Origin of the sequence: Mycobacterium sp. GA-2829 (assembly GCF_001499965.1) — a bacterium.
GTDB lineage: Bacteria > Actinomycetota > Actinomycetes > Mycobacteriales > Mycobacteriaceae > Mycobacterium.
Genome location: NZ_LQIT01000001.1, coordinates 389,132 through 407,479, shown reverse-complemented (window position 1 = coordinate 407,479; position 18,348 = coordinate 389,132). Strand labels below are relative to the sequence as shown.

General features: G+C 70.0%; 17 protein-coding genes. 4 read left to right on the top strand and 13 right to left on the bottom strand.

All coding sequences use genetic code 11. From position 1 onward, the window contains the following. Nucleotides 1–381 precede the first annotated feature (381 nt). Together tyrS and AU194_RS01845 are read right to left on the bottom strand one after the other, a co-directional pair. Entirely contained in the window at nt 382–1,653 is a 1,272-nt protein-coding gene (tyrS, locus tag AU194_RS01850; RefSeq protein ID WP_059087488.1) for a tyrosine--tRNA ligase, read from the bottom strand. Nucleotides 1,654–1,680: 27 nt separating this feature from the next. Continuing rightward, nucleotides 1,681–2,292, bottom strand: a complete 612-nt coding sequence (locus tag AU194_RS01845; protein WP_059087487.1) for a DNA-3-methyladenine glycosylase — start codon at nt 2,290–2,292, stop codon at nt 1,681–1,683. Nucleotides 2,293–2,389: 97 nt separating this feature from the next. Between AU194_RS01845 and AU194_RS01840 the strand changes: the two genes are divergently transcribed. Both AU194_RS01840 and AU194_RS01835 read left to right on the top strand, forming a co-directional pair. Then, on the top strand, nt 2,390–3,097 hold the full coding sequence (locus AU194_RS01840; protein ID WP_231743111.1) for an ABC transporter ATP-binding protein: 708 nt from the start codon (nt 2,390–2,392) through the stop codon (nt 3,095–3,097). A 20-nt stretch (nt 3,098–3,117) separates the two neighbouring features. After that, nucleotides 3,118–3,867 (top strand): ABC transporter permease, encoded by a 750-nt coding sequence (locus tag AU194_RS01835; RefSeq protein ID WP_231743120.1) that lies wholly within the window; start codon nt 3,118–3,120, stop codon nt 3,865–3,867. A gap of 5 nt (nt 3,868–3,872) precedes the next feature. On the opposite strand, the gene AU194_RS01830 is transcribed toward AU194_RS01835, so the two are convergent. From AU194_RS01830 to AU194_RS01820, 3 genes are all read right to left on the bottom strand, one after another. Next, entirely contained in the window at nt 3,873–4,079 is a 207-nt protein-coding gene (locus AU194_RS01830) for a Trm112 family protein (protein ID WP_059087484.1), read from the bottom strand. Nucleotides 4,080–4,102: 23 nt separating this feature from the next. Continuing rightward, on the bottom strand, nt 4,103–4,504 hold the full coding sequence (locus AU194_RS01825; RefSeq protein ID WP_231743110.1) for a hypothetical protein: 402 nt from the start codon (nt 4,502–4,504) through the stop codon (nt 4,103–4,105). A gap of 108 nt (nt 4,505–4,612) precedes the next feature. After that, nucleotides 4,613–7,627 carry an acyl-CoA synthetase gene (locus AU194_RS01820; protein ID WP_059087483.1) on the bottom strand — a complete coding sequence of 1,005 codons (3,015 nt, stop codon included), beginning with the start codon at nt 7,625–7,627 and terminating at the stop codon, nt 4,613–4,615. A gap of 137 nt (nt 7,628–7,764) precedes the next feature. Here AU194_RS01820 and AU194_RS01815 point away from each other — a divergent pair, with 137 nt between their 5' ends. Further along, entirely contained in the window at nt 7,765–9,555 is a 1,791-nt protein-coding gene (locus AU194_RS01815) for an ABC-F family ATP-binding cassette domain-containing protein (RefSeq protein ID WP_059087482.1), read from the top strand. A 27-nt stretch (nt 9,556–9,582) separates the two neighbouring features. Next, on the top strand, nt 9,583–10,020 hold the full coding sequence (locus tag AU194_RS01810; RefSeq protein WP_059087481.1) for a TIGR03618 family F420-dependent PPOX class oxidoreductase: 438 nt from the start codon (nt 9,583–9,585) through the stop codon (nt 10,018–10,020). Here the strand turns inward: AU194_RS01810 and argH are convergent, their stop codons facing one another. The 8 genes from argH to argC are packed head-to-tail and all read right to left on the bottom strand — an operon-like array spanning nt 10,021 to nt 18,345. Continuing rightward, nucleotides 10,021–11,433, bottom strand: a complete 1,413-nt coding sequence (gene argH / locus AU194_RS01805) for an argininosuccinate lyase (protein ID WP_059087480.1) — start codon at nt 11,431–11,433, stop codon at nt 10,021–10,023. It lies immediately after the preceding gene. Nucleotides 11,434–11,440: 7 nt separating this feature from the next. Next, complete coding sequence (locus tag AU194_RS01800; protein ID WP_059087479.1) at nt 11,441–12,643, bottom strand: argininosuccinate synthase; 1,203 nt, start codon at nt 12,641–12,643, stop codon at nt 11,441–11,443. Between the two features lie 13 nt (nt 12,644–12,656). Further along, nucleotides 12,657–13,136: an arginine repressor gene (locus tag AU194_RS01795; RefSeq protein WP_059087478.1), complete on the bottom strand. Its 480-nt coding sequence runs from the start codon at nt 13,134–13,136 to the stop codon at nt 12,657–12,659. Further along, nucleotides 13,133–14,059 (bottom strand): ornithine carbamoyltransferase, encoded by a 927-nt coding sequence (gene argF / locus AU194_RS01790; RefSeq protein ID WP_059087477.1) that lies wholly within the window; start codon nt 14,057–14,059, stop codon nt 13,133–13,135. The genes AU194_RS01795 and argF overlap by 4 nt, the downstream gene beginning before the upstream one ends. Next, complete coding sequence (locus AU194_RS01785; protein ID WP_059087476.1) at nt 14,056–15,234, bottom strand: acetylornithine transaminase; 1,179 nt, start codon at nt 15,232–15,234, stop codon at nt 14,056–14,058. The genes argF and AU194_RS01785 overlap by 4 nt, the downstream gene beginning before the upstream one ends. After that, nucleotides 15,231–16,118, bottom strand: coding sequence for an acetylglutamate kinase (gene argB / locus AU194_RS01780; RefSeq protein WP_059087475.1), 888 nt, complete (start codon nt 16,116–16,118; stop codon nt 15,231–15,233). Before argB ends, AU194_RS01785 begins: the two co-directional genes overlap by 4 nt. Continuing rightward, a complete protein-coding gene (gene argJ / locus AU194_RS01775) occupies nt 16,115–17,356 on the bottom strand; it encodes a bifunctional glutamate N-acetyltransferase/amino-acid acetyltransferase ArgJ (RefSeq protein ID WP_369804013.1) in 1,242 nt (413 codons plus the stop codon). The genes argB and argJ overlap by 4 nt, the downstream gene beginning before the upstream one ends. Then, entirely contained in the window at nt 17,311–18,345 is a 1,035-nt protein-coding gene (argC, locus tag AU194_RS01770; RefSeq protein ID WP_082698428.1) for an N-acetyl-gamma-glutamyl-phosphate reductase, read from the bottom strand. Before argC ends, argJ begins: the two co-directional genes overlap by 46 nt. Nucleotides 18,346–18,348: the final 3 nt, after the last annotated feature.

Sequence of the window (18,348 nt, the reverse complement as noted above, 5' to 3'; positions counted from 1 at the left end):
TGACCTCAAAACAAGACACCAAAAACTGGCATCAAAAAAACCACACCCCTAAACGGGAAAAAGAGGCGCGGCAAAAACAAAAAACAACAAACAAAAACCACCAAACACACTATTGAGTTCTCAAACAACACACCCGCCCGACCCGCGCAGCGATGCCGCGGCCAAAAGCCGCTTCATCGTAGTGCGGACGGTCAGGAACCCACCGGAGTGAGTGTCCCTCTGGGAGTCTGCCGCGCTCCCCGGCCCGGAGGCCGTGTCGCGGCGACGTGGAATAAGTTACGTCAGTGGAAACTCGGAGTCAAATCCCCTGGTCAAAGCAGGTTTTTCGCCGATTTCCGCAGAAGCACAGTCGTACGGCCGTGCCACTTCTCCATCGCCGAATCATCCAACGCGCTGCACACCGGCGATATTCCGCTTGCCGCGCCGCAGCACCAGCCACCTGCCGTGCAGGAAGTCCGTGACCTGCGGCGTCCACTCGTCGCTGTCGATCTTCACGTTGTTCACCGAGACCCCGCCTTCGGCGATGGTCCGCCGTGCTGCGCCCTTGCTCGCCGACAATCCCGTCGCCACCAGCAGGTCGGTGATCAGATCCGGCCCGTCCGGCGTGAGCTCCGCCACCGACGCCTCCCGCAGCGCGGCCGCGAGTGTGGGTTCGTCGAGATCGGTGAGCTCACCCCGGCCGAACAACGCCTGGCTGGCATGTTCGACCGACCGGGTCGCCTGTTCGCCGTGCACCAGTGTGGTCAGCTCACGGGCGAGCCGGCGTTGCGCGGATCGCTGGTGCGGGCGGTCGCGGGTCGCCTCGTCGAGCTCGGCCAACTCGCCGGCGTCGAGGAATGTGAACCACCGCAGGTAGTTGACGACGTCGGCGTCGGCGGTGTTGATGAAGTACTGGTACCAGGCATACGGCGTGGTCATCTCCGGGTCGAGCCACAGGTTGCCGCCCCCGGTCGACTTGCCGAACTTGCGACCCTCGGAGTCTGTGACCAGCGGCGTCGTCAGCGCATGGACGGTGTCGCCGAGCTTCTGCCGCACCAACCGGACGCCGGCCACGATGTTGCCCCACTGATCGGATCCGCCGATCTGCAGCGCGCACCCGTGCCGTCGGCGCAGCTGGACGTAGTCGTTGGCCTGCAACAGCATGTAGCTGAACTCGGTGTAGGAGATCCCCTCACCTTCGAGCCGGCGCCGCACCGTATCCCGGTCGAGCATCACATTCACCGAGAAGTACTTGCCCACGTCACGCAGGAACTCGATCGCCGACAGCCCACCGGTCCAGGACAGGTTGTTCTCGACGATCGCGCCGGTGGGCGAGGCGTCGAATTCGACGAACCGCTCGAGTTGACCGCGGATCCGGTCGGACCAGTCGGCGACCGTGTCCGCGGTCTGCATGGTGCGTTCACCGGTGTCGCGGGGGTCGCCGATCATCCCGGTCGCGCCGCCGGCCAGCACGATCGGCCGGTGTCCGGCCTGCTGGAAACGGCGCAGGGTCAGCAGCGGGACCAGGTGTCCGGCGTGCAGGCTCGGCGCGGTCGGGTCGAAGCCGGAATACAGCGTCATCGGGCCCGTGGCCAGTTCGGCCGCCAGTGCGTCCCGGTCGGTCGATTGCGCGATCAGCCCACGCCAGTCCAGCTCGTCGAGGATGCTGCTCATGCCTCGATCTTTCCGTACCGCCCGAATTCAGTCGCTGCCGCCCGGTGCGGGAGCGCGCGGGCTGCGCCGGTAGGCCGACACCTCCGGGCGGTCCGCCAGCCACAACCGCCACGGCCGGTCGGCCGCCTTGCTCACCCCGACCCGTGGCCCGGCGACGTACGGCTGCTCCTCCCCCAGGCGGATGTGCACCGGACTGTCGACGGCGAACACGTCGATCCCGTTGTCCGCCATGGTGATTCCGAGCGCGGAGCACAGATTGCCCGGACCCCGCGCGAACGCCGACTGGCGCACCGTGTCGCCGCGGCGCTGCTGCGCCAGGTCGTGACCGGCCTCCACGGCGGCCGCCCGCAGCAACACCGCGGCGGCGACGCCGTCGTGGGCGCACACCACGTTCGCGCACACGTGGATGCCATGGCTGCGGTAGGTGTAGAGCCGGCCCGCCGGGCCGAACATCACCTGATTGCGCAGGCTGGGGCCGCGATAGGAATGCGCGGCGGCATCCGGCCACGGTCCGTCCTCCGGACCGCCGTACGCCTCGACCTCGACGATCGTCGCGCTGACGCCACGGCAGGTCAGCACCGCTCCCAGGAGTCGTCGGGCCGCCGTGAGGGGATCGGCCTCCAGCAGCTCGACACTCACCGCGACGATTCTGCCCGGCCCGTTGACACCGGCCGCACCGGGGAGAAACGTTCGTCCTGTGAGGAATTCACCGCCCGGTGAATCACGCGTTGCGACGGTGGTCGACATCGACCACCTGAGGGTGATCCGCGGCGGGAGAATCGCCGTCGACGATGTCTCGGTCCGGATCGCCCGCGGCACCATCACCGGCATCCTCGGACCGTCCGGATGTGGCAAGACGACGCTGATGCGGTCGATCGTGGGGACCCAGATCGTGGCGGCGGGCACCGTCACCGTGCTGGGCCGCCCCGCCGGATCGGCCGACCTGCGCCATCGCGTCGGATACGTCACCCAGGACGCCACCATCTACGACGACCTGCGGGTCATCGACAACGTCCGGTACTTCGCCGCGCTCTACGGTGCCGACGGGCACGCCGCCGACGAGGCCGTCGACGTCGTCGGTCTCGGCGATCACCGCACGGCGTACGCGGGCAACCTCTCCGGCGGTCAGCGCACCCGGGCGTCCCTGGCCTGCGCGCTGGTCGCCGCACCGGAGCTGCTCGTCCTCGACGAACCCACGGTCGGCCTCGACCCCGTGCTGCGGGTCGATCTGTGGGCCCGGTTCACCCAACTGGCCCGCGGTGGGACCACGCTGCTGGTGTCGAGCCACGTGATGGACGAGGCCGATCACTGCGCCGAGCTGCTGCTCATGCGCGAAGGCCGCGTGCTCGCCCATTCCACCCCGGATCGACTACGAAAGGACACCTCATGCAGTTCGCTCGAGGAAGCGTTCCTGTCGGTCATCCGGCGCAGCGAGGCGAGCTGACCGCCCGGCGCCCGCACGCGCTGCAGGCATACGTCGCCACCACTGGCCGGATCCTTCGGCAGCTGCGCTCCGACCACCGCAGCGCCGCGATGATCCTGCTCGTCCCGAGCCTGATCATCACGCTGCTCTACTTCATGTTCGCCGACACACCGCATTCGCCGGGCGCCTCGCCGCAGTTCAACAACGCCTGCCTGATCATGCTGGGTGTCTTCCCGCTGGTGGTGATGTTCCTCATCACCTCGATCACCATGCAGCGCGAGCGGGTGTCCGGGACGCTCGAACGCATCCTGACCACTCCGCTGCGCCGCGTCGACCTCCTCGCCGCGTACGGCACCGCGTTCTCGATCGCCGCGGCGGCGCAGGCCACCCTCGCGTGTCTGGTGTCGTTCTGGCTGTTGGGTTTTCAGACCGCGGGCAGTCCACTGCTGGTGTTCGCGATCGCGATCGTCAATGCCGTGCTCGGCGTGGGACTCGGCTTGCTCTGTAGTGCGTTCGCGCGCACCGAGTTCCAGGCGGTGCAGTTCATGCCGCTGGTGATCGCACCACAGCTGTTGCTGTGCGGGATCATCGTGCCGCGCGCGGACCTGCCGGTGTGGCTGCGGTGGATCAGCAACGCCATGCCGGCCAGCTACGCCCTCGAGGCGCTGCGTGAGGTCGGCGCGCACCCCGAGTTGACCGGCACCGCGGTGCGGGACATCGCGATCGTGGTGGCGTTCGCCGTCGCCGCCCTGTGCCTGGCCGCGGCGACCCTACGGCGCAGGACGCCGTGACCGGCTCAGGACTCCGCGCGGTCGAGCAGCCGCTGGTGTTCGGCGTCGTCGGTGACGGGGACGGCCTCGTCGACCAGGAGGACGGGGATGCCGTCGTCGATGCGGTAGCCCTGCCGCAGCCGCGGGTTGTACAGCATTTCGTCACCGACGAGCAGCAACGGGCCACGGTCCTGGGGGCAGACGAGGATCGCCCGCAACTTCTCGTCGAGCACGACGCTCCGGTCAGTCGTAGGGGTTAGTCGTAAGGGTTGATGTCCCAGGACGGATCCAGGAACGGGTTGCTGTCACCCGGCGGTGTCCACGCCGGTGCCTTGACCGCGGGACCGCCGCCGCCGGAGAGCTGGCTCTGCATCTGCACCTTGCGCTGGTAGGCCACCGTCGACTGGAGCGCGGAGACCAGCTTGCTCTGGTTGGGCAGGAAATCCCAACCCTCTTGCAGCGCAGCGAGATTCTCCGCCGAAGGCCGGAAGCCCTGGTTGCGCAGGTTCAGCGACTGCTGGACGAACACCGAGATCTGACCGCCGCTGGCGCCCTGCATGTACTTAGCGCCGATCTGGTCGAGCACGTCGGCCTGCGAGGCCGGTGCGGTCACCAGCATGGCCGCGGTCAATGCCCCGCCGGCGAGCGTGCTGGTCACGGCACGACGCCACCCCGAGCGGTTTTTCCGGCTCTGCGAATTCATCAATCCTCCAGTCCAAGCGACGCCAGCGGGAGCCTATCAGTGCAACCGCGGCGTGGCGCGGCGTCACTGCTGGGCGCGGGGCTCCAACTGCGGGTCCGATACGACGTCACGGTCCTGCCCTCCGGTCAGTTCGGCACGCACGGCCACGGTCAGCCGTTTGTACATATTCGTATCGGGATCGAGGTACCAAGAGTTACGCCGCGACGGCCGGGGCACCCCGGCGGCGCGCAGCGGGCTGACCAACGGACGGTAGGACGCGCTCAACTCGATGTCGGGCACCACGTGGACGAGATCGGGCGGGTTGCCCACGGGAAGGTCGGACAACGCCTCGGACAGTTCGGCGGTGGTGATGCTGCCGCCCGGACACAGTGCCAGGGCCGTGACCGCGAGCAGTCGGCCGCCGGCCTCCACCCCGTAGGTGACCGCGACGTCGACGGCGCCGATGCGGCCGACCGCGTCGCTGATCGGGGTCGCGTACACCGGACCGCGGGGGCTGTGGATGACCGCGCTGCGGTTGTCGACCAGCCAGTAGTCCCCTTCCTCGTCGCGGCGGAACAGGTACTCCGAGGAGACCCAGGTGTCGGCCGGGGCGAAGACGCCGCGCTTGATCGACGCCGTCGGATCCACCGGTCCCCTCGGGCGGGCCAGCAACACGCCCACCTCGTTCTCGGCGGCGCGGCGGACGAAACCGTCGTCCTCCTCGAGGATCAGGTCGTCGACGGGGTCGTAGGCCGCCAGGTCCACCTGACCGCCGCCCGGCAGGGCTCGGCCCTTGCTGCCGATCTTGGCGCCGGAGACGTTGGCGAGGACGGCCTGACCGTCGGTCGTCGCGAAAAACTCGACGACGTGGGCGGGGGCGAAGATGTCGACCACCCGCTGCCACAGGCCGGTCGGCATGCCGGAGCCGATGAACAGCCGCACCGGATGGCCACCGGACAACCGGAACGACGGGTCGTCGATGACCTCGCGCAGCATCGCCCACGTGTAGGACACCACCGAGACGCCGTACTGGCGGATCTCCTGCACGAACCGGTCCGACCGCAGCCCTTTGGACAGGGCGATCCGCGTCCCGCCGACCACCGCGCCGCCGAGGCTGACCAGCAGCCCGGACTGGTGGTGCAGCGGGGTCAGGCAGTAGACGGTGTCGCTGCGGCTGAGGTTCGCCGCCGACGCCGTGCCGAATGCCGACAAGGCCCACCGGTAGTTGGTGATCTGCCGGGCCACGAGGTCCCCGCCGACCGAGCTGAAGGCGATGAACGCCAGGTCGCGGGCCAGACCCGGGTTGGGGCGGTACCAGCCCGGCAGCGCCACCTGGTCGGGGTCGATCTGCTCCATGTCGATGACGTCGGCGTCGTCGGGCACGTGCAGATCGCGGACGTCGCCGCCGCCGAGCACCAGCGTGCGCATCGGCAGCGCGCGCGCCGCCTCCAGATGCGTGGGGTCGGCGATGATCTCCGACACCGCGCCGAGCCGCGCGGCCTCGGCCAGGTCGACGTCCGGGGGCATCAGGACCGCGACCGCGCCCAGCCGTGACAGCGCGGCGATCGCCACGAGCGCGCTGGGGCGGGTCTCCATCAGCACCCCGACGCGGGTGCCCTGCCGCACCCCGACGTCGATCAGCCCGCGCACCACGTTGTTGATGCGGCGGTCGACGGCCTCGTAGGTGTGGACGCGGCCGTCGTAGAGCAGGAACTCCCCTCGTGGGGCGCCCCGGGCCTGTTCGGAGAGGATGCGGCCGAGGGAGATCCGGGTGTGGTCGTTGATCTGGCCCAGCCGCGCCAACCGGGGCAGGGTCCGCGCGGTCTCCACGGCCAGCGTGCGCGCCGACTTGTTCGCCGACAGCAGGGCTCCGGCGGCCGAGCGGGCGACGTCGAACGCCATCTCGGTGGCGGCCGTCGCGCCGTGGGCCACACGGGACGTAAGCGAGACACCGCTTTCGAGGTGCTCCTCGGATTGCAGCGCCATGGGTTCGACGTCGGCGGGCATATCACCCGCACCTTCGAGCCACTTCACGAAGTTCGCGACCGTCGGCCACGTCTGCTGCGAGGCCTTCGACCCGACGACCAAGCCGAAATGGCCTGCGCGGATGAGGTATTCGTAGACGTCGGCCTGCGGGGCGGCCCGTTTGATACCGCGCACCGACGGCGGCTGTCCGATGTCGTCGACCTCACCCACGACCGCCAGCACCGGGCAGGTGATGTCCGACAGCGTGACCAGCTGCCCGTGGATGGCGAAACCGCCGGTCATCATGCGGTTGTGGGCGATGAACTGTTTGAGCAGTTCGGAGATCGCCGGACCGGACCAGGCGATCCACCCTTCGGAGGCCAGGAACCGCCGCTGCTGTTCGCGCGGCAGCAGCGCTTCGCGGTCGTGCAGCTGGAGCAGGAACTCGACGCGCGCCTGGGCGGTCTTGATCGGGTCGAGCATCTGAAACCCGGTGCGCGCCAACCAGCCCGGGATGTCGATGCGGCTGAAGACGTGGTCGGCCATGAAGTCGGCGGCGTTGGCGGCCAACCCGGCGGGCAGGTTCAGCGGCAGGGCGGCCAGCGTGTCGACGGGGGCGCCGAACGCCACGATGCTGGCCAGATCGCGGGACTGCCGGTAGGCGGCGGTCTGGTAGCAGAACATGCCGCCCTGGGAGTAGCCGGCGAGGTGCACGTCGTGCCCGGCGACCTGTTTGACGGTGTCGATCGCCTGCGACAGCGCCACCACGTGGTCGGCGAGGTTGCGCTGCATCCCGCCCTCGACCTTGTCCGGTGAGCCGAAGTCGATCACCCAGGGGTCCAGGCCCGCGCGGTGCAGGATGCCGACGGCCCCGTCGTCGCGGGTGACGTCCCACATGTCGGCCGACATCATCATCGGGTGCACCATCAGCACCGGCGGACCGGGCGGCGTGGCGCCGGGACGCACGTCCGGCGGGAAATACCGGCGCAGCTTGTACATCGGCACGCTCTGCACGATCTGGAACGGGGACGGCACGGCGCCGGTCTCCAACCCCCCATAGCGCAGGACCTCGAGTCCGTTCTGCGCGGTCGCCACCAGCCGTCCTACCGGACCGGTGATCGCTGAGAGGTCCACCACAGTTGCCGCCCTCCACCTCGACGTCGCGGGCCGGCCCCCCGCTGCCCTGCCGGAATGCCTCGTCATCATGGCACAGCGTTGCTGGTCGGCCGCCGTGAATGCCGGGCACCACACCCGCATAGCCTTGAGGGGACATGGCGCATCTTCTCGGGGCCGAAGCCCTCCATCTGGAATACCCGACCAAAGTCGTGTTCGACGGGGTCTCGCTGGGCGTGAACGAGGGAGACCGGATCGGCATCGTGGGCCGCAACGGTGACGGCAAGTCCAGCCTGCTGGCCATGCTGGCGGGCCGGCGCGGCCCCGACTCGGGCCGGGTGACGGTGCGCGGCGGGGTGCGGATCGGGGTGCTCGATCAGGCCGACACCCTCGACGACGCGGACACCGTCGGGCATGCGGTGGTCGGTGACATGCCCGAACACGAGTGGGCCGGGGATCCGCGCGGTCGTGACGTGATCGCAGGCCTACTCGGCGATCTGGCGTGGGACGCGGTGCTGGGCACACTGTCTGGCGGGCAGCGCCGCCGGGTGGCGCTGGCCGCGCTGCTGGCCGGCGACCACGACGTGCTGGCTCTCGACGAGCCGACCAACCACCTCGATGTCGAGGCCATCACCTGGCTGGCCGAACATCTGAAGCGACGCTGGTCGCCGTCGGCCGGCGGACTGCTGGTGGTGACGCACGACCGCTGGTTCCTCGACGAGGTGTGCACCACGACGTGGGAGGTGCACGACCGGATCGTCGAACCGTTCGACGGCGGATACGCGGCGTATGTGCTGCAGCGGGTGGAACGCGACCGCCAGGCCGCCACGATCGAGGCGCGCCGCCAGAATCTGGCCCGCAAGGAGTTGGCGTGGCTGCGCCGTGGCGCCCCGGCCCGGACGTCGAAGCCCAAGTTCCGGATCGAGGCGGCGAACACGCTGATCGCCGACGTCCCCGAGATCCGCGACAAGGTGGCGCTGCAGTCGCTGGCCGTGTCCCGGCTCGGCAAGCAGGTGGTCGACCTGCTCGACGTGTCGGTGTCCTACGGCGACCACGAGGTGCTCCACAGCGTCGAGTGGCGGCTCGCCCCCGGTGAACGCACCGGCATCCTCGGCGTCAACGGGGCAGGTAAGTCGACACTGCTGGGTCTCATCGACGGCTCGGTGGAGCCGACCGCGGGCCAGGTCAAACGCGGTAAGACCGTCAAGATCGCGACGCTGACCCAGACCCTCGACGAACTCCAGCCGCACCTCGACGATCCCGTCCGTATCGTCCTCGAAAGCCTGCGCACCACATACACATTCGGCGCCGGGTCCAAGGCTCAGGAACTCACCCCGGGTCAACTGCTGGAACGGCTCGGATTCTCCAGCGCCCAGTTGTCGACTCCGGTCAAGGACCTCTCCGGCGGTCAGCAGCGTCGCCTGCAGCTGCTGCTCATCCTCCTGTCACAGCCCAACGTGCTGATCCTTGACGAGCCGACCAACGACCTCGACACCGACATGCTGGCCGCCATGGAGGATCTGCTGGATTCGTGGCCGGGCACCCTCATCGTGGTCAGTCACGACCGGTACTTCCTGGAACGGGTCACCGACCAGCAGTACGGCATTCTCGGCGGCCGTCTCCGGCACCTACCCGCGGGCGTGGACGAGTACCTGCGGTTGCGCGCGGCGCACGCCGCCGAGACCGGGCCCGCACCCGCCGCTCCTGCGGAGGAGTCGACGGAACTGTCCGGAGCCGAGTTGCGGGCGGCGCAGAAGGAAGTCGCCGCCCTGGAGCGCCGGTTGGAGAAACTCCAGGCCCAGATCGACCGCGACCGTACGGCGCTCGCCGATCACGACCAATCCGACTTCGAGGGGCTGGCCACCAAGGTGGCCGCGATTCGAGCTCTGGAGGACGAGGTCGCCGAGGCCGAGAGCCGCTGGTTCGAACTGACCGAGCAGATCGGTTAGCTGACGGGCCGGGGGTAGCGTCGACCCATGGCCGACCTCACCGCGTTCACCGGGCTGCTCGCGCGCGACCACGGGCTGTGTGTGGTCAGCACACTGCGCCGCGACGGCAGCATCCAGTCCACGGTCGTCAACGCCGGCGTGCTCGCGCATCCGGTCACCGCGACGCCGGTGGTCGGGCTCGTCGCGGTCGGCGGCTCGCTCAAACTGCGCAATCTGCGCGCCGATCCGCGGGCCACGATCGCCGCTCGCGCCGGCTGGCAGTGGGCGACCGTCGAGGGCCGCGCGGAGTTGATCGGACCCGACGACCCCCACCCCGAGGTCGATCTGCGGAAGCTGTTGCGCGACGTGTTCACCGCCGCGGGCGGCACCCACGACGACTGGGACACCTACGACCGGGTGATGGCCGAGGAGCGGCGCACCGCGGTGCTCGTCGCGCCGCAGCGCGTCTACACCAATCCCGGCTGATCAGCCACGCAGCCGCAACCGCAACCGGTCGGCGGTGTCGCGGACGACGCCCAGCTGCTTGGCCACCTGCACCGGTGCGGTGCCGCCGCGGGCGTCGCGGGAGTTGACCGAACCCTCGATGGTCAGCACCTCGCGCACCTCGCCGGTCAGTTCCGGATGGATGCCGGTCAGCTCGGCGTCCTCGAGGTCTTCGAGGCCCACTCCGCGCGCCTCGGCGGCGCGCACCGCTGCGCCCGCGGCCTCGTGCGCCACCCGGAACGGAACCCCGCGCCGTACCAGCCATTCCGCGACGTCGGTGGCAAGGGTGTAGCCCAGCGGCGCCAGTTCGGCCATCCGATCGACGTCGAAACGCAGGGTGGACACCAGCCCGGCGACGGCGGGCAGCAGCAGCTCCAGCTGTGCCACCGAGTCGAAGACCGGCTCCTTGTCCTCCTGCAGATCGCGGTTGTAGGCCAGCGGCTGCGCCTTGAGCGTGGCCAGCAGACCGGTCAGGTTGCCGATCAGCCGACCCGATTTCCCGCGCGCCAGTTCGGCGATGTCGGGGTTCTTCTTCTGCGGCATGATCGAGCTACCCGTCGACCAGGCGTCGTGCAGTTCTACGTAACCGAATTCCGTTGTGCTCCAGAGGATGATGTCCTCGGCGAGCCGGGACAGGTCGACGCCGATCATCGCCAGCACGAACGACGCCTCGGCGGCGAAGTCACGTGCGGCCGTGGCGTCGATCGAGTTGTCGGCGGCGGCGTCGAAGCCGAGTTCCTCGGCGATCGCGTCGGGGTCGAGCCCGAGCGACGACCCGGCCAGCGCACCGGCCCCGTACGGCGACACCGCGGCCCGCTTGTCGAAGTCGGCGAGCCGGTCGACGTCGCGCAGCAGCGGATGCGCGTGGGCGAGCAGGTGGTGGGCCAGCAGCACCGGCTGCGCGGACTGCAGGTGTGTCTTACCGGGCATGATCGCGGTCGGGTGGGCGGCGGCCTGGGTGGCCAGCGCGCCCACCACGTCGAGCACCCCGGCCGCGACGCGGCGGACCGCGTCGCGCAGCCAGGCCCGGAACAGCGTCGCGACCTGATCGTTGCGGGACCGTCCGGCGCGCAACCGGCCCCCGAGCTCGGGGCCGACCCGGTCGATCAGCCCGCGTTCGAGCGCACCGTGCACGTCCTCGTCGGTGACCAGCGGGCCGAAACTGCCGTCGGCCAGGTCGGCGGCGAGGCTGTCGAGCCCGGCGAGCAGCCCGTCGCGCTGCTCCTCGGTGAGCAGACCGGCCCGGAACAGCACGCGGGCATGGGCTTTCGACGCGGCGATGTCATACGGCGCGAGCACCCAGTCGAAGTGCGTCGACTTGCTCAGCGCCGCCAACGCGTCGGCGGGTCCGTCGGCGAACCGGCCGCCCCACAGGGATCCCTCGTTGGTGCTCACGCGCCGCTCACTTGATGCCGAGGTCGCGGCGGGCGGAGATGCTCGACGACAGCCCGTGCACGTGCACGAAGCCCTTGGCCGACGACTGGTCGAAGGTGTCGCCCTCGTCGTAGGTGGCCAGGTTGAAGTCGTACAGCGACTCCGCGCTGCGCCGGCCGTTGACGGCGATGTGCCCGCCGTGCAGCACCATCCGGATCTCGCCGGTGACGTGCTGCTGGGTGTCGGCGACGAACGCCTCCAGCGACCGCTTCAGCGGAGAGAACCACAGGCCGTCGTAGACCAGCTCGCCCCACTTGCGGTCGGTCCCGCGCTTGAACCGGCCGAGCTCACGCTCGAGGGTGACGTGTTCGAGTTCGGTGTGCGCGGTGATCAGCACCATCGCGCCGGGCGCCTCGTAGATCTCGCGGCTCTTGATGCCGACCAACCGGTCCTCGACCACGTCGAGGCGTCCGACCCCCTGGGCCCCGGCCCGGCGGTTGAGCTCCTCGATGGCCTGCAGCACCGTGACCGGGCGCCCGTCGATCGACACCGGCACACCCTTGTCGAAGCCGACGACGACCTCGTCGGGGGTGCTCCAGTTCAGCGTCGGATCCTCGGTGTAGTCGTACACGTCCTTGGTCGGCGCGTTCCACAGGTGCTCGAGGAATCCGGTCTCCACCGCGCGGCCCCACACGTTCTGGTCGATCGAGAACGGCGAACGCTTGGTGACGTTGATCGGGATCGCGTTCTCCTCGGCGAACGCGATGGCCTTCTCCCGGGTCCACGCGTAGTCGCGGACCGGGGCGAGCACCTCGAGATCGGGTGCCAGCGAGGCGAATCCGACCTCGAAGCGGACCTGGTCGTTGCCCTTGCCGGTGCAGCCGTGGGCGACGATGCCGCCGCCGTGTTCGCGCGCGGCGTCGACGAGGTGCTTGACGATCAGCGGCCGGCTCAGCGCCGACACCAGCGGGTAGCGGTCCATGTAGAGCGCGTTGGACTGGACGGCGGGCAGGCAGTAGTTCTCGGCGAATTCGTCGCGCGCGTCGACGACGACCGCTTCGACGGCGCCGCAGTCGAGGGCGCGCTGACGGACGACGTCCATGTCCTCACCGCCCTGACCGAGGTCGATGGCCACCGCCACCACCTCGCGCCCGGTCTCCTTGCCGATCCAGCTGATCGCCACCGAAGTGTCCAGACCGCCGGAGTACGCCAGGATGACGCGTTCGGACATGACCAATCTCCTCTTACTTCAGGTTCTCGAGGGTGGCAGCCAGCTCGACGCCCGTCATGGGCTCGCGGGCCACCACCATGATGGTGTCGTCGCCGGCGATGGTGCCGACGACGTACGGCAGCGCGGCCCGGTCGAGCGCGCTGGCGAGATAGTGTGCCGCACCGGGCGGTGTGCGCAGTACGGCGAGGTTGCCGCTGGCGTCCGAGGACACCAGCAGGTCGCCGAGCAGCCGGGTCAGCCGCTCGGTGCCCCCCGAGACACCCCGCACGGGGCTGCCGTCCTCGGGGACGACGTAGACGCCGACACCGCCGTCGGCGCCGCGCAGTTTCACCGCGCCGAGCTCTTCGAGGTCCCGCGAGAGCGTGGCCTGGGTGACCTCGATCCCCTCGTCGGCGAGTTTGGCGGCGAGTTCGCTCTGACTGCGCACCGAATGGGACGACAGGATCGCCACGATGCGCGCCTGCCGCCCTGCCCGGGTCGCCGCCGAGGTCATACGCCGGACCGCTCCAACAACCACACGAGCAGCGCCTTCTGCGCGTGCAGCCGGTTCTCGGCCTCGTCGAACACCGCACTGTGCGGCCCGTCGATCACCTCGTCGGTGATCTCGTGTCCGCGGTGCGCCGGAAGGCAGTGCAGCACAACTGCTTCGGAGTCCGCGCGGTCGAGCAGTGCGGTGTTGACCTGGAACGGCCGGAACGGCCGAACCCGGTCGAGGCCGTCGTTCTCCTGACCCATCGACGTCCACGTGTCGGTGACGAGCACGTCGGCGCCGTCGGCGCCCTGGTGCGCATCGGCGGTGACGGTGACCGACCCGCCGGTCTCCTGCGCGCGTACCTGCGCCGCGGCGACGAACATCGGGTGCGGTTCGAAGCCGTGCGGGGCGGCGATGGTCACGTGCATCCCGGCGGTGGCGCCGCCGAGCATCAGCGAGTGCGCCATGTTGTTGGCGCCGTCGCCGAAGTAAGTCATCCGCAGCCCGGGCAGCGCCCCCCGGCGTTCGATCAGCGTCTGCAGGTCGGCGAGCACCTGGCACGGGTGGAACTCGTCGGACAGCGCGTTGATCACCGGCACCGTCGCGCCCGCGGCCATCGCGGTCAGCCGCTCCTGGGCGAAGGTCCGCCAGACGATGGCATCGACGTAGCGGGACAGGACCGCACCGGTGTCCTCGAGGGTCTCCTCGCGGCCGAGCTGGGTGCTGCGGCCGTCCACCACCACGGCGTGGCCGCCGAGCTGGGCGATGCCCACCTCGAAGGAGAACCGGGTGCGGGTGGAGTTCTTGTCGAAGATCACCGCGACGCCGCGGGGCCCGGCCAGCGGGCGGTGCAGCAGCGGATCCTTCTTGAGTTCGGCGGCCAGGGCCAGCACCTCGGCCTGCTCGGCCGGGGTCAGGTCGTCGTCACGCAGGAAATGTCTCATGGGTTCGCCACCTCCGCGGCGGTATCGAGGATCCGTGGGAGCGCCCCGAGGAAGCCGTCGATCTGCTCCTCGGTGACCACCAGCGGCGGGGCCAGCCGGATCACGTCCGGCGCGGCCGCATTGATCAGGAAACCGGCGTCGCGGGCCGCGGCCTCGGCCGCCTTGGCCGCCGCGGCGCGCAACGCGATGCCGATCAGCAGGCCCCGCCCGCGGACGTGGTCGACCAGCGGGTGGTGCAGCTCCTCGATGCCGTGGTGCAGGGTCTTGCCCAGGACGCCGGCGCGGTTCACCAGATCCTCGTCGGCCAGTGTCCGCAGCACGGCCAGTGCGGCCGCGGTGCATACGGGGTTGCCGCCGAAGGTGCTGCCGTGCAGGCCCGGGGTGAGCAGGTCGCCCGCGGCGCCCACGGCCAGGCACGCGCCGATCGGCAGCCCGCCGCCGAGCCCCTTGGCCAGGGTCACCACATCGGGGGTGATGCCGTCGTGCTGGTGGGCGTAGAACACGCCGGTGCGTCCGACGCCGGTCTGCACCTCGTCGACGACGAGCAGCGCGCCGTGGCGGGTGGTGATCTCGCGGGCGGCGGCCAGGTAACCCGCGGGCGGGACGACCACGCCGCCCTCCCCCATGATCGGTTCGAGGAACACCGCGGCGGTCTGGTCGTCGACGGCGCGATCGAGTTCGCCGGTGTCGCCGTACGGGACGTGGACGACGTCGCCGGGCAGAGGTGCGAACGGCGCCTGCTTCGACGGCTGACCGGTCAGGGCCAGCGACCCCATCGTGCGGCCGTGGAAGGCGCCTTGTGCGGCGACGATCTTCGTCCGCCCGGTGAGCCGGGTGATCTTGAACGCGACCTCGTTGGCCTCGGTGCCCGAGTTGCAGAAGAACACCCGCGCGTCCGCGCCGAGGTGCCCGACGAGCGCTTCGGCCAGTGCGACACCGGGTTCGGTGGCGTACAGGTTGGACGTGTGGCCCAGGGTGTTGAGCTGCCGGGTCACGGCCTCGATCACGGCGGGATGCCGGTGGCCGAGCACGTTGACCGCGATACCGCCCAGCAGGTCGACGTAGGTCTTGCCGTCGGTGTCGGTGACGACCGCGCCGTCCCCTTCGGCCAGCGCCAGCGCCGGGGTGCCGTAGTTGTTCATCATCACCGCTTGCCAGCGGTCCTGCAGGCTCATGCGCTGATCACCTTCGTGCCGGTGCCCTCGTCGGTGAACAGTTCCACCAGCACGCAGTGTTCGACGCGGCCGTCGATCACGTGGGCGCTGGGCACCCCCTCGTTGACGGCGCGCAGGCACGCCTCGATCTTCGGGACCATCCCGGTCTCGAGCTTCGGGAGGAGTTCGGCCAGTGCTGCGGTGTCGATCTGGCTGACCAACGAGTTGCGGTCCGGCCAGTCGGTGTAGAGGCCCTCGATGTCGGTGAGCATCAGCAGTTTCTCGGCGCCCAGCGCCGCGGCCAGCGCGGCCGCCGCGGTGTCGGCGTTGATGTTGTGCACGACGCCGTGGACGTCGGGGGCGATGGTCGACACGACCGGGATGCGGCCCGCGGCGATCAGGTCGAGAACCGCTGCGGTGCTGACGGATTCGACGTCGCCGACCAGGCCGATGTCAGTGGCCACCCCGTCGACCAGCACGTCGCGGCGCACCGCGGTGAACAGCTGCGCGTCCTCGCCGGTGATCCCGACGGCGTAGGGGCCGTGGGCGTTGATCAGCCCGACGAGTTCGCGGCCCACCTGACCGAACAGCACCATGCGTGCGACGTCGAGTACCTCGGGGGTGGTCACCCGGAATCCGCCGCGGAAGTCGCCGGGAATGCCGAGCCGTTTGAGCATCGCGCTGATCTGCGGGCCACCGCCGTGCACGACGACGGGGTGCACCCCGCAGTTCCGCAGGAACACCATGTCGGCGGCGAATGCGGCCTTGAGGGTGTCGTCGGTCATCGCGTTGCCGCCGTATTTGACGACGACGATCTTGCCGTGCAGCTGTTTGAGCCAGGGCAGCGCGGCGGCGAGCACCTGCGCCTTGGTCTCGGTGGTCTTGTCCTCGGTGCCCGCGCTCATGAGCTGTAGGCCGAGTTCTCTTCGACGTAGGCGTGCGACAGGTCGGTGGTGCGTACCGTGGCCTCCCCCGCGCCCAGCGCGAGGTCGACGGTGACGTCGATGTCGGCGCCGCTGAGGTCGACCTCGCGCGCCCCCGGTGTCCCCGCACCGTCGGCGTAGGTGGGAGAACCGTTGAACGACACGGTGATCCGGCCGGGGTCGATGGTGAACGGCACCATGCCGACGGCGGCCAGCACCCGGCCCCAGTTCGGGTCGGAGCCGAACAGCGCGGTCTTGACCAGGCTGTCGCGGGCGATCACCCGGGCCGCGGTCAGCGCGTCGTCCTCGGTGGGCGCGCCGGTGACGGTGATCGACACCCGCTTGGTGACGCCTTCGGCGTCGGCCTGCAACTGGGCGCACAGGTCGTCGCACACCCGCAGCACGGCCTCGTCGAGTTCGTCCTGGGTCGGGGTGATCTCGCTGGCGCCCGAGGCCAGCAGCAGCACGGTGTCGTTGGTCGAACAGCTGCCGTCGATGTCGAGGCGGTCGAACGTGCGCTTCGCGGCCCGCCGCAGTGCGGTGTCGAGAGCTTCGGAGGACGCGACCGCGTCGGTGGTCAGCACGCACAGCATGGTGGCCAGCGACGGCGCCATCATGCCGGCACCCTTGATCATGCCGCCGACGGTCCAGTTGTTCGGGTGATGCAGCGCAACCTGTTTCGGCACGGTGTCGGTGGTCATGATGGCGCGGGCGGCCTCCTCGCCCCCGGACAATCCGCCGGCCATCTCGTGGACCACCTCGGTGACCCCGGCGAGCACCTTGTCGATCGGCAGCCGGTCGCCGATCAGACCGGTCGAGCAGACCGCGACCTCGATGGCCCCGGTCTCCGACCCCCAGTCCGACAGTGCGCCGGCGACCGCCTCGGCGGTGGCGTGGGCGTCCTGGAAGCCCAGCGGACCGGTGCACGCGTTGGCGCCGCCGGAGTTGAGGATGACCGCGCGCAGGTGTCCGGTGGTCAGCACCTGCCTGCTCCACAGCACCGGCGCGGCCTGCACCTGGTTACGGGTGAACACGCCCGCGGCGGTGTGGTCGGGGCCCTCGTTGAGGACGAGCGCGAGGTCGAGCGCACCGGAAGCCTTGATCCCCGCGGCGATTCCGGCGGCCCGGAAGCCGGCGGGGGCGGTGACGCCCTGGGTGCGGATCAGCGGTGCGGTCACGGCGCGACCCCCACCACCGAGAGTCCCTCGGTCTCCGGCCAGCCCAACGCGAGGTTCATCGACTGCACTGCGGCACCACCGGTCCCCTTGGTCAAGTTGTCGATCGCGGCGATCGCGACGAACGTCTGGGCGTCCTCGTCGAGCGCGATCGCGATCTGTGCGGCGTTGCTGCCGATCACCGCACCCGTCTTGGGCAGCTGCCCCTCGGGCAGCAGGTGCACGAACGGCTCTGCACCGTAAGCTTTTTCGTAGGCGGCGCGCAGCTGCGACAGCGTGGCGGTGCTGCGCGCGGTGCAGGTCGCGAGGATGCCGCGCGAGGTCGGGATCAGCACCGGGGTGAACGACACGGTGACGTCTGAGTCGGTGACGGACCGCAGGCCCTGCGCGATCTCGGGGGTGTGCCGGTGCTTGCCGCCGACGTTGTAGGCCCGCGCCGAACCGATCACCTCCGCCCCGAGCAGGTCGGGTTTGGCGGCCCGGCCCGCGCCCGAGGTGCCGCTGACCGCGACGACCGTCACCGCCGGTTCGACGAGGCCCTCGGCGACGGCGGGCAGCAGCGCCAGCAGCGCGGCGGTGGGATAGCACCCCGGGACCGCGATCCGCTTGGTTCCGCTGAGTCGTTCGCGGGCGCCGGGCAGTTCGGGCAGACCGTAGGGCCAGCTGCCCGCGTGGGCGGAGCCGTAGAACCGTTCCCAGGCGGCGGGATCGGTGAGCCGGAAGTCAGCGCCGCAGTCGATGATCAGCGTGTCCTCGCCGAGCTGTTCGGCCAGCGCCGCGGAGTGTCCGTGCGGCAGACCGAGGAAGACGACGTCGTGGCCGGCGAGGGTTTCGGCGTCGGTCGCCTCGAGCACACGGTCGGCCAGCGGCAGCAGATGCGGGTGGTGTTCACCGAGTTGGCTGCCCGCGCTGCCCGCGGCGGTCAACGCGCCGATGGTCAGCCGGCCGTCCGCATAGGCGGGATGCCCGAGGAGCAGGCGGAGGATCTCCCCGCCGGCGTATCCGCTGGCACCGGCGACCGCGACAGAAGTCATGCA

Bases quoted from the DNA above. Each gene is read 5' to 3' on its own strand.
- argC (WP_082698428.1), bottom strand. From the start codon at position 18,345: ATGACTTCTGTCGCGGTCGCCGGTGCCAGCGGATACGCCGGCGGGGAG.
- AU194_RS01815 (WP_059087482.1), top strand. From the start codon at position 7,765: ATGGCGCATCTTCTCGGGGCCGAAGCCCTCCATCTGGAATACCCGACC.
- argB (WP_059087475.1), bottom strand. From the start codon at position 16,118: ATGAGCGCGGGCACCGAGGACAAGACCACCGAGACCAAGGCGCAGGTG.
- tyrS (WP_059087488.1), bottom strand. From the start codon at position 1,653: ATGAGCAGCATCCTCGACGAGCTGGACTGGCGTGGGCTGATCGCGCAA.
- AU194_RS01800 (WP_059087479.1), bottom strand. From the start codon at position 12,643: ATGTCCGAACGCGTCATCCTGGCGTACTCCGGCGGTCTGGACACTTCG.
- AU194_RS01785 (WP_059087476.1), bottom strand. From the start codon at position 15,234: ATGAGCCTGCAGGACCGCTGGCAAGCGGTGATGATGAACAACTACGGC.
- AU194_RS01810 (WP_059087481.1), top strand. From the start codon at position 9,583: ATGGCCGACCTCACCGCGTTCACCGGGCTGCTCGCGCGCGACCACGGG.
- argF (WP_059087477.1), bottom strand. From the start codon at position 14,059: ATGAGACATTTCCTGCGTGACGACGACCTGACCCCGGCCGAGCAGGCC.
- AU194_RS01795 (WP_059087478.1), bottom strand. From the start codon at position 13,136: ATGACCTCGGCGGCGACCCGGGCAGGGCGGCAGGCGCGCATCGTGGCG.